Annotated in this window: 9 protein-coding genes; 5 read left to right on the top strand and 4 right to left on the bottom strand. The window is 73.8% G+C overall.

The window, feature by feature from the left end; all coding sequences use genetic code 11:
• Positions 1 to 256: 256 nt before the first annotated feature.
• Complete coding sequence (locus HGA02_RS04325) at positions 257 to 1,357, bottom strand: YhjD/YihY/BrkB family envelope integrity protein (RefSeq protein ID WP_168677928.1); 1,101 nt, start codon at positions 1,355 to 1,357, stop codon at positions 257 to 259.
• 145 nt (positions 1,358 to 1,502) lie between these two features.
• A complete protein-coding gene (locus HGA02_RS04320; protein ID WP_168677926.1) occupies positions 1,503 to 2,123 on the bottom strand; it encodes an NAD(P)H-dependent oxidoreductase in 621 nt (206 codons plus the stop codon).
• 120 nt (positions 2,124 to 2,243) lie between these two features.
• Between HGA02_RS04320 and HGA02_RS04315 the strand changes: the two genes are divergently transcribed.
• The 5 genes from HGA02_RS04315 to proB all read left to right on the top strand — a co-directional run bounded on the left by HGA02_RS04315 (position 2,244) and on the right by proB (position 6,617).
• A complete protein-coding gene (locus HGA02_RS04315; protein WP_168677924.1) occupies positions 2,244 to 2,810 on the top strand; it encodes a TetR/AcrR family transcriptional regulator C-terminal domain-containing protein in 567 nt (188 codons plus the stop codon).
• Positions 2,811 to 3,028: 218 nt separating this feature from the next.
• On the top strand, positions 3,029 to 3,337 hold the full coding sequence (gene rplU, locus HGA02_RS04310; RefSeq protein ID WP_200829687.1) for a 50S ribosomal protein L21: 309 nt from the start codon (positions 3,029 to 3,031) through the stop codon (positions 3,335 to 3,337).
• A gap of 65 nt (positions 3,338 to 3,402) precedes the next feature.
• Positions 3,403 to 3,660 carry a 50S ribosomal protein L27 gene (gene rpmA, locus HGA02_RS04305; protein ID WP_168677922.1) on the top strand — a complete coding sequence of 86 codons (258 nt, stop codon included), beginning with the start codon at positions 3,403 to 3,405 and terminating at the stop codon, positions 3,658 to 3,660.
• Between the two features lie 200 nt (positions 3,661 to 3,860).
• A complete protein-coding gene (obgE, locus tag HGA02_RS04300; protein WP_168677920.1) occupies positions 3,861 to 5,381 on the top strand; it encodes a GTPase ObgE in 1,521 nt (506 codons plus the stop codon).
• Between the two features lie 81 nt (positions 5,382 to 5,462).
• Positions 5,463 to 6,617: a glutamate 5-kinase gene (gene proB, locus HGA02_RS04295; protein WP_168677917.1), complete on the top strand. Its 1,155-nt coding sequence runs from the start codon at positions 5,463 to 5,465 to the stop codon at positions 6,615 to 6,617.
• A gap of 167 nt (positions 6,618 to 6,784) precedes the next feature.
• Here proB and HGA02_RS04290 read toward each other — a convergent pair whose 3' ends face one another.
• Both HGA02_RS04290 and HGA02_RS04285 read right to left on the bottom strand, forming a co-directional pair.
• Positions 6,785 to 8,425, bottom strand: a complete 1,641-nt coding sequence (locus HGA02_RS04290; RefSeq protein ID WP_168677915.1) for an ABC transporter substrate-binding protein — start codon at positions 8,423 to 8,425, stop codon at positions 6,785 to 6,787.
• A gap of 74 nt (positions 8,426 to 8,499) precedes the next feature.
• The coding region (locus HGA02_RS04285; protein ID WP_168677913.1) for a dipeptide ABC transporter ATP-binding protein at positions 8,500 to 9,849 on the bottom strand (1,350 nt) is incomplete at its 5' end.

The raw sequence follows: 9,849 nt of genomic DNA, 5'->3' as shown, positions 1-9,849 counted from the left end.
GTGTCGCCCCGGCGGGTGCGCCGAGCGCCGCCGACGTCGACGAGACCGCGCGCACGGAGGCGGAGGCCGCCGACGAGCCGCTCGAGCCGCTCGAGCTCACCCCCGTGTCGCCCGACCTCTTCGAGGACGCCGGCGACGACGAGGAGCCCGCGCAGACGACGCAGGACTGATCGCCGGCGCCGGACCACCGGCACCGCTCACGACGACGCCCGCACCGATCTCCGGTGCGGGCGTCGTCGTCGCTGCGGCTGCGCCGTCAGCGCCGCGTGCGGTCGTCGCGTGCGTCGTCGTCCTTCCGGCCGCGGCTCGCGCGCTCGCGCAGCTCGCGACCCCGGCGGACGTCCTCGGCGGCCTTTGCGGCCTTCTTGTCGCTCGCCTTGGTGTCGCGTGCGGGGAGCTGGATCGTCTCCTCGGCCTCGATGCCGCCCTGCAGCTCGCGGCCCCGCTCGAGCTCGGCGTCGAGCTCGGCGCCGAACAGCAGCGCGAGGTTGCTGATCCACAGCCACAGCAGGAACACGACGACGCCGGCGAGCGAGCCGTACGTCGCGTCGTAGGACGCGAACGTCGTGACGTAGAAGCCGAACGCGACGGACGCGACGACCCAGACGATCAGCGCGACGGTCGCACCGACGCTGATCCAGCGGAACTTCGGCTGCCGCACGTTGGGCGTGCCGTGGTACAGCAGCGCGATCGCGATCACCACGAGCGCGACGACGACGGGCCACTTGAGCACGTTCCAGACGGTCACGGCCGTGTCGCTGAGCCCGACGGCGTCGCCGATGGTCCGCGCGACCGGGCCGGACAGCACCATCGCCGCGACGGTCAGCACGGCGATCACGACGAGGACGAGCGTGATGAGCAGGATGACCGGGCGCAGCTTCCAGATCGGCCGGCCCTCCTCGACCTCGTACACGCGGTTCATGCCGCGCCCGAACGCCGCGACGTAGCCCGACGCGGACCACAGCGCGAGGAGCACGCCGAGGATCAGCGCCAGCCCTGCCTTGGTGTTCGAGGTCGCGGCCTCGACGATCGGCTGCACCGTCTCGGCGGCCTGGTCGGGCGCACCGAGGTCGCCCACGAGGTCCATGACACGGTTGAGCGTCTGCTCCGGGTCGCCCACGAGGCCGAGCACCGACACGACCGCCAGCAGCGCGGGCGCGATCGCGAGCACCGCGTAGTAGGTGAGCGCCGCGGCCTGGTCCGTGCACTCGTCGGCGAGGAACTCGCGGAACGTCTTGCGCGCGACGTACTTCCACGACGGCTTGTCGATGTCGCCGACGGAGTCCGGCTTGCGCGGGTCTTCGGGATCGGGTGCGGCCTCGGTGGTGCTGCGGCTGCGGGACGGGTCCTGGGACACGACGCCTCCTGGGGGACGCGGCGGCTGCGGGACGCCTCTTGCCCGACTGGTCCGACCTGGCGAGGCTAGGTCGGCGCACCTCCCGCCGCATCCGGACGCGGACGCCCTGCACGTCGGTCGGCGCGCGCGCCGATCACCGCGGTGCTCAGGAGGCGGTGACCGCGAGGTCGTCGCGGTGCTCCAGACGCACCCCGGCGACCCGGTCCTCGATGCGGACCAACCACCGGTCGCGACGCGCGGGGGAGACGTCGGCCACGCGCGGATGGCTGAGCCAGCGCGCGGGGACGCCCATCTTCTGCCAGACGCCGCGCACCGACGCCTTCTGGACGGTGTTGCCGAACAGCCAGCGGTAGGCGGGGCCCGGCGTGGTCATGGTCGTGGCGACGGTCACGCGGCGCAGGCGCCCGAACCGCGCGCGCGGGAGCCCCAGGATGCCGTCGTCGTACGCCCAGCCGGGCACGAGCACCTTGTCGAAGAACCCCTTCATCACGGCCGGCGCGGTCTCCCACCACACGGGGTGCACGAGCACGAGGTGGTCGGTCGCGTCGATGCGGGTCTGCAGGTCGAGCACCAGCGGGTCGATGGCGCGGTGCTCGCGCCACGCGGCGAGGTCGGTGCGGCGCATCACCGGGTCGAAGCCGAGAGCGTCGAGATCGAGGACCTCGGTCGCGTGGCCCGCCCGCCGCGCACCCCGCTCGGCGGCGTGGGCGAGCGCGTGGCAGAAGCTCCCGTCGTAGGGGTGGTTGACGACGACCGTGGTGCGCATGGAAGACCTCCTGAACGTTGTTCATTGAACGATGTTCAGGTTGCGTTGAACGACGTTCAGTTGTCAAGGTGGTGCCGCGCGGGGCGGTCCCGCGGCAGGGCGGACGGCCGAGGAGGTGCGATGGTCCAGCGACTCGACCGGGACCGGATCGTCCGGCGCGCGCTCGACCTCCTCGACGAGGTCGGACTCGACGGCCTCACCCTGCGTCGCCTCGCGGGGGACCTGGGTGTCCAGGTGGCGGCTCTCTACTGGCACGTGCCCAGCAAGGCGGCGCTGCTCGACGAGATGGCCACGACCATGCTGCGCGACCTCATCGACGCCGCCGAGCCGGAGATGCGCGACCTCGTCGGGGAGCCGTGGCAGGACTGCCTGCGCGTCTCCGCCGACCGGTTCCGGGCCGCGCTCCTCGGTCGTCGCGACGGAGCCCGGGTCTTCAGCGGGACGTACGTCACCGACGAGCGCCTGCGCGGGTGGGTCGAGCTGCCGATGTCGATCCTCGTCGACGCCGGGTTCGGCGAGCAGGACGCGACCCGCGCGTGGTCGACGCTGCTGGCGTTCGTCGTCGGGTTCGTGGTGGAGGAGCAGGGCCGGCCCCACGCCGACGACGCCGCCGACGCGCGCTTCGCGTTCGGGGTGGACCTCGTCGTGCGCGGGTTGGAGTCGCGGCTCGCAGCCCCGGCGGTGTGACCAGCGTCGCCCCCCGCCGCGGTTTGACCCTGGCTCACGCGGTCCGTACCCTAGAACGTCGGCGCGTCGTGTGCGCGCTGGTCATGTGTGCCGCCGCAACGGCGTCGACGCGACTCCCCTCGGACCGGGCCCCCGGACGCTGCGGGACGTGCGCGGGCGCAGGCAGGCACCGGCAGACTTTTGACCGAGCAGTTCGACGAGCAGAGATGAGCAGCAACGTGGTGTACGCGATCGTGAAGGCTGGCGGCCGCCAGGAGAAGGTCGCCGTGGGCGACGTCGTCGTCGTCGACCGCCTCGCCGCGCAGGCCGGCTCCACCGTCGAGCTGACGGCTCTGCTCCTCGTCGACGGCGAGAAGGTCACCACCGACGCCGCGGCCCTGGCCAAGGTGAAGGTGACGGCGGAGGTCGTGCGGGACGAGAAGGGTCCCAAGATCGACATCCTCAAGTACAAGAACAAGACCGGTTACCGCAAGCGCCAGGGTCACCGCCAGCAGCTGACCCGCATCAAGGTCACCGGCATCAAGTGAGCTTCCCCGCGGCGCACTGACGCCGCGGCCCCCGACTTACGCAGCAGCTAGAGAGCAGGTTCGTCATGGCACACAAGAAGGGCGCGAGCTCCTCGCGCAACGGTCGCGACTCCAACGCGCAGCGCCTCGGCGTCAAGCGCTTCGGCGGGCAGGTCGTCAAGGCCGGCGAGATCATCGTCCGCCAGCGCGGCACGCACTTCCACCCCGGCAACAACGTGGGCCGTGGCGGCGACGACACGCTCTTCGCGCTGGCCCCGGGTGCCGTCACGTTCGGCACGCGTCGTGGCCGCAAGGTCATCGACATCGTCGCGGTCGAGGCCTGAGCCAGAGCGCAGTGCACGGGGAGGGCCGCACAGCGGCACTCACCGGGAGCGGAGCGGCGGCACAGGCCGACCGTGGGCTCCGTGGCCTGACGAACCACCCAGCAGTCGACGAAGGGGCGCACCGGTGCGGTGCGCCCCTTCGTCGTGTGACGATCACGAGAGCGCTCCGGTGAGGTCCGGGGCCGGACAGGAGGACAGCCGTGGCGACGTTCGTCGACCGGGTCGTGCTGCACGCGACCGGCGGTGACGGTGGGCACGGGTGTGCGTCCATCCACCGTGAGAAGTTCAAGCCGCTCGCCGGCCCCGACGGGGGCAACGGCGGCAACGGCGGTTCCGTGATCCTGGAGGTCGATCCCCAGGTCACGACGCTGCTCGAGTTCCACCACCTGCCGCACCGGCACGCGCCGTCCGGCACGCAGGGCATGGGCGACCACCGGTCCGGCTCGACGGGTCAGGACCTCGTGCTCGGCGTCCCCGACGGCACGGTCGTCAAGGGCACCGACGGCGAGGTGCTCGCGGACCTCGTCGGCCTCGGTGCGCGCTTCGTCGTCGCGGCCGGCGGTCGCGGCGGGCTGGGCAACGCCGCCCTCGCGTCGCAGCGGCGCAAGGCCCCGGGTTTCGCGCTGCTCGGCGAGCCGGGCGACGCCCTCGACGTCGTCCTCGAGCTCAAGACGATCGCCGACGTCGCGCTCGTCGGGTACCCGTCGGCGGGCAAGTCGAGCCTGGTCGCGGCGATCTCCGCCGCTCGTCCCAAGATCGCCGACTACCCGTTCACCACGCTCGTGCCGAACCTCGGCGTCGTGCAGGCGGGGTCGGCGCGCTACACCGTCGCCGACGTCCCGGGGCTCATCCCGGGTGCGTCGCAGGGGCGCGGGCTCGGGCTGGAGTTCCTCCGGCACATCGAGCGCTGCGCCGTCATCGTGCACGTGCTCGACTGCGCGACGCTCGAGCCCGACCGTGACCCGATCTCCGACCTCGACGTCATCGAGTCCGAGCTCGCGGCCTACGCCGGCGACCTCGGGATCGAGGGCGGGCGCGTCCCGCTCGCCGACCGCCCGCGCATCGTCGTGCTCAACAAGATCGACGTGCCCGAGGCGCGCGACCTCGCCGACATGGTCAAGCCCGAGCTCGAGGCGCGCGGCCTGCCCGTGTTCGAGATCTCGACCGCCAGCCACGAGGGTCTGCGCCCGCTCACGTTCGCGCTCGCCGAGCGCGTCGAGCGGGCCCGTCGCGAGGCTCCGGTGCCTGAGGCCACGCGCGTGGTGCTGCGGCCGAAGGCCGTCGACGACTCCGGGTTCACCGTCACGCGCCGCGAGGGTGGCGGCGCCGTCTGGTTCGCCGTCCGCGGCGAGAAGCCCGAGCGCTGGGTCCGGCAGACCGACTTCTCCAACGACGAGGCCGTCGGCTACCTCGCCGACCGCCTCGCGCGGCTCGGCGTCGAGGACGCGCTGTACTCGGCCGGCGCGGTCGCGGGGGACGAGGTGCGGATCGGTCCGGACACCAACGCGGTCGTGTTCGACTGGGAGCCCACCCTCATGACGGGCGCCGAGCTGCTCGGTGGCCCGCGCGGCTCCGACGTGCGCCTCGAGGACCGGTCGCGCCCGACCCGTGGCGAGAAGCGACAGGAGTACCGCGAGCGCATGGACGCCAAGACCGCGGCCCGTGACGAGCTGTGGTCCGAGCGCGAGCACGGCGTCTGGACGGACCCGGACGCCGACTGACGCTACACGGGCTCGCGGAGGCGCCGTCCGGCGCGCGGATGCGTCCGCGGTGATCCGGGGTCGCCGGGGCAGAATGCCGACGTGAGCGCCGCACCCCTGCACGACCGCCAGCAGCTGCCCGCCGCCGCGCGGGTGGTCGTCAAGGTGGGGTCGTCGTCGCTCACGAGCCCGGACGGGCGCCTCGACCCCGAGCGGCTGCGCGCGCTCGTCGACGTGCTCGCCGAGCGGCGGAACGCGGGCGGGCAGGTCGTGCTCGTGTCGTCGGGGGCCATCGCGGCGGCCATCGGGCCGCTCGGGCTGGCGGCGCGGCCCCGGGACCTCGCGACGCAGCAGGCCGCCGCGTCGGTCGGGCAGGGGCTGCTCGTCGCGCACTACACGAAGGCGTTCGCGGACCACGGGCTGCGGGTCGGGCAGGTGCTGCTGACCGCGGAGGACACCGTGCGGCGCGGGCACTACCGCAACGCGCACCGGTCGCTGACCCGGCTGCTCGACCTCGGCGTGGTGCCGATCATCAACGAGAACGACGCGGTCGCCACGGACGAGATCCGCTTCGGCGACAACGACCGGCTCGCGGCGCTCGTGTCGCACCTGGTGCACGCGGACGCGCTCGTGCTGCTCACCGACGTCGACGCGCTGTACACCGGCCCGCCGTCGCGTCCGGGGTCGCGGCGACTCACGCACGTCGCCGGTCCGCGCGACCTGGACGGCGTCGACGTGTCGTCTCGCGGCAGCGCCGTGGGCACGGGCGGCATGGTCACCAAGCTCGAGTCGGTCGCGATCGCGACGCAGTCGGGCATCCCGGTGGTGCTGACGTCGGCGGGCCAGGCGCGTGCCGCGCTCGCGGGCGACGACGTCGGGACGTGGTTCGCCGCGACCGGCCGGCGGTCGTCGATCCGGCTGCTCTGGCTCGCGCACGCGGCGCGGACGCGCGGGCGGCTCGTGCTCGACGAGGGGGCCGTGCGGGCCGTCGTCGAGCGGCGGACGTCGCTCCTGCCGGCGGGCGTCACGGGTGTCGAGGGGACGTTCGACGCGGGTGACCCCGTCGAGATCGTGGGACCGGACGGGACCGTCGTCGCGCGTGGGCTCGTCGCGTACGCCTCCGACGAGGTGCCCGACCTGCTGGGCCGCACGACGTCGGACCTGCGGGACGACCTGGGGCCCGGCTACGACCGCGAGCTCGTGCACCGTGACGACCTGGTCCTGGTGAGGCGTCGGCGGGTTCCGGCCGAGCGCTGACGCCGCCTCCCACGGCAGCACCGCGTCACGGCAGCAGTGCAGCACCGCAGCAGGGCGGCACCGCAGCACCGCGGCGCCGCCGCACGGCAGCGCAGCACCTCCGTGCGACGCGAAGGGCGGGAGCGCCGTCGTGGCCGCTCCCGCCCCTCTCGCCGTCGGTCGCGCGGTCAGTCGAGCCAGGCGGTCGTGAGCTGGTCGAGCCGCGAGTCGGCGCCGAGCTCGACGCCGTGCACGTCGGGCGACAGGCCGAGGTACGTCGTCAGCTCGTGCACCGGCAGGACCCAGTGCTGCGACACGAGCCGCTCCTGCGCCTCCGCGAGCACCGCGTCACGGGCCGCCGGGTCGCTGGTCGCGAGCTGTTCCTGCAGCAGGCCCTCGAGCTCGGGGTCGTCGATCCGGTAGTAGTTCGTCGCGGCGGTCGAGTACTGCGTGCGCAGGACGTCGCCGTCGGCGCGTGACAGGTTGCCCCACACGAGGTCGAACTCACCCGACTTGAGCTTCGCCTGGAAGTCCGGGACGGCGCCCGACCAGAGCGTGACGTCGATGCCAACCGCCTTGAGCTCGGCCTGGAGCAGCTCGACGGACGTCTGGTTCGGCGAGAAGTTCGTGATCCAGACGAGCGTCGGCGCGAGGCGCACGCCGTCCTTCGCGTAGACGCCGTCGGCACCCTTCTCCCAGCCGGCGTCCTCGAGCACCTCGGCGGCCTGGTCCGGGTCGGACTCGAGGTGCTCGCTCACGTCGGCGACGCCCGGCGTCGTGCTGGCGAGCACGCTCGTGGCGACCGCGAATCCGTCCGTGAGCGCGGTGTCGCGCACCTCGGTCGGGTCGATCGCGAGGCCGATCGCCTCACGCACCGCCGGGTCGCTGCCCAGCGGGGACGCGCCGTTGAACGTGAGGCCGAACGTGATGCCGGGGTTGGCGCGGTGGACGAGCGGGAAGCCCGACTGCTCGAGCGTCGCGATGTCGGTCGGCTGGACGCCGCCGATGACCTGGACCTGGCCCGACGTGAGCGAGCCCGTGCGGACGCTGGCCTCGGGTGCGACCTGGAAGGTCACGGAGTCGACGTGCGGCGCGCCGGCGTCGGTGCGCGCCTCGGGTGCCCACGCGTAGTCGTCGCGCGCCTCGAGGACCGTCTCGGTGTCCTTCGTGTAGTGGTCGAGCACGAACGGTCCGGTGCCGACGACGGCCGCACCGTCGGCACGGTCGTCGAAGGGGACGGCGATCGTCGACGCGGCGACGATGCCGAGCGCGACCGTGCTGACGGCCTGCGGGAACGCGGCGTTGGGCGTGCCGAACGCGACGGTCACGGTGTGCTCGTCGACGACGGTCGTGCCGGTGTAGCCGACGAACGACGGTGCGGCACTGCTCTTGGCGCCCGCGGCGACGATGTCGTCGAAGGTCGCCTTGACGGACTCCGCGGTGAGCGGCGTGCCGTCGGAGAACGTCACGTCGTCGCGGAGCGTGAAGGTGTGCTCGGTCGCGTCGTCGTTCGACGACCACTCGGTCGCGAGCCACGGCTCGAGCGAACCGTCCGCCGGGTCCTGCCACAGCAGGGAGTCGACGAGCTGGCGCGTCACGTAGAGCGTGTCGTTGCCCGAGCCGGTGCCGGACGGGTTGAGCGAGATGGGGTCGTTGCCGATCGCGAACACGAGGTCGCCGCCGTCGACGGGACCGCTCGACGCGGACGAGGACGGCTCGGTGCCCGCGGGGGAGCCGGAGCTGCACGCGGCCAGGGCGAGGCCGAGCGCGAGGGCGGACGCCGCGACGCGCAGGACGCGCGTGCGAGCGGGGGAGGGGAACTGCGACATGGGGTCTCTCCAGGACGGTGCGGGGGCGGTGGCGCACTAGCGCCGGGGGCGGCGACGGCCGGGACACCAGGCGGTCATCGCTCACCTCCTCGGTGCTCGGCGCGCACGGACGTGCCGGGGATCGCCTCGAGCAGCTCGGTCGTGTACGGGTGGGAGGGGCGCGCGAACACCGACTCGACGTCGCCCTGCTCGACGACCCGCCCGTGCCGCAGCACGACGACGTCGTGCGCGACCTGCCGGACGACGGCGAGGTCGTGCGAGATGAACAGGTAGGACACGGCGAGGTCGCGCTGCAGGTCGGCGAGCAGGTCGAGGATCTGGGCCTGGACGGAGACGTCGAGCGCGGACACCGGCTCGTCGAGCACGACGATGTCCGGGCGGACAGACAGCGCCCGCGCGATCGCGACACGCTGCCGCTGACCGCCCGAGAGCTCGGCCGGGTGGCGGTGCAGCGCCGAGGTGGGGAGCGCGACGAGGTCGAGCAGCTCGGCCGCACGGGCCGCGCGCTCGCGGCGGTCGCCGACGCGGAACGCGCGCAGCGGCTCGGTGACGATCCGCTCGACGGTCCAGCGCGGGTCGAGCGACGCGTACGGGTTCTGCTGCACGACCTGGAGCCGGCGCCGCAGCGCGCGGAGCTGCGCGCCGCGGGACCGCGTCACGTCGGTGCCGTCGACGTGGACCGTCCCGGCGGTCGGCTCTGTGAGGCGCAGCGCGAGGCGCGCGGTCGTCGACTTGCCCGACCCGGACTCGCCGACGAGCGCGAGCGTTCGGCCGCGGGGAACCGCGAAGGACACGTCGTTGACGGCGTGCAGGACGCCGGTGCCGTCCCGACCGGCGCGCGGCAGCGGGAAGTCCTTGACGAGCCCGCGCACCTCGAGCGCGGGTGGCGCGGGCGTGCCCGTCGGGCCGCCGGTCGTCGAGGGGGCGCGCACCGCAGGGACACGCGCCGCGGGGACCGTCACCGGACGGACCGCTGTCGCGCGGCGAGCGCCCCGGAGCGACGGCGCGGCCGCGAGGAGGGCGCGCGTGTACGCCTCGCGCGGCGACCCGAGGACCTCGTCGGGTGTCCCCGTCTCGACGACCCGGCCGCGGGACATCACGACGATCCGGTCGGCCCGGTCGGCGGCGACGCCGAGGTCGTGCGTGATGAGCAGGACGCCCGTGCCGGTCGCGGCGGTGAGCTCGTCGAGGTGGTCGAGGATCCGGCGCTGGACCGTCACGTCGAGCGCGCTGGTCGGCTCGTCTGCGACGAGCAGGCGTGGCTGCGCGACGAGCGCGATCGCAATGAGCACGCGCTGCCGCATGCCGCCCGAGAGCTCGTGCGGGTACTGCCGCGCGCGCAGCTCGGGCTCGGGCAGGCCCGTGCGGCGCAGCGCCTCGACGGCCTCACGGGCGGCGCCGCGGCGGTCGGCCAGGCCGTGCAC

This window comes from Cellulomonas septica (assembly GCF_012396155.1).
GTDB lineage: Bacteria > Actinomycetota > Actinomycetes > Actinomycetales > Cellulomonadaceae > Cellulomonas > Cellulomonas septica.
Note: the sequence above shows the minus strand (reverse complement) of the source record. Positions and strands in the feature narration are given on the sequence as shown.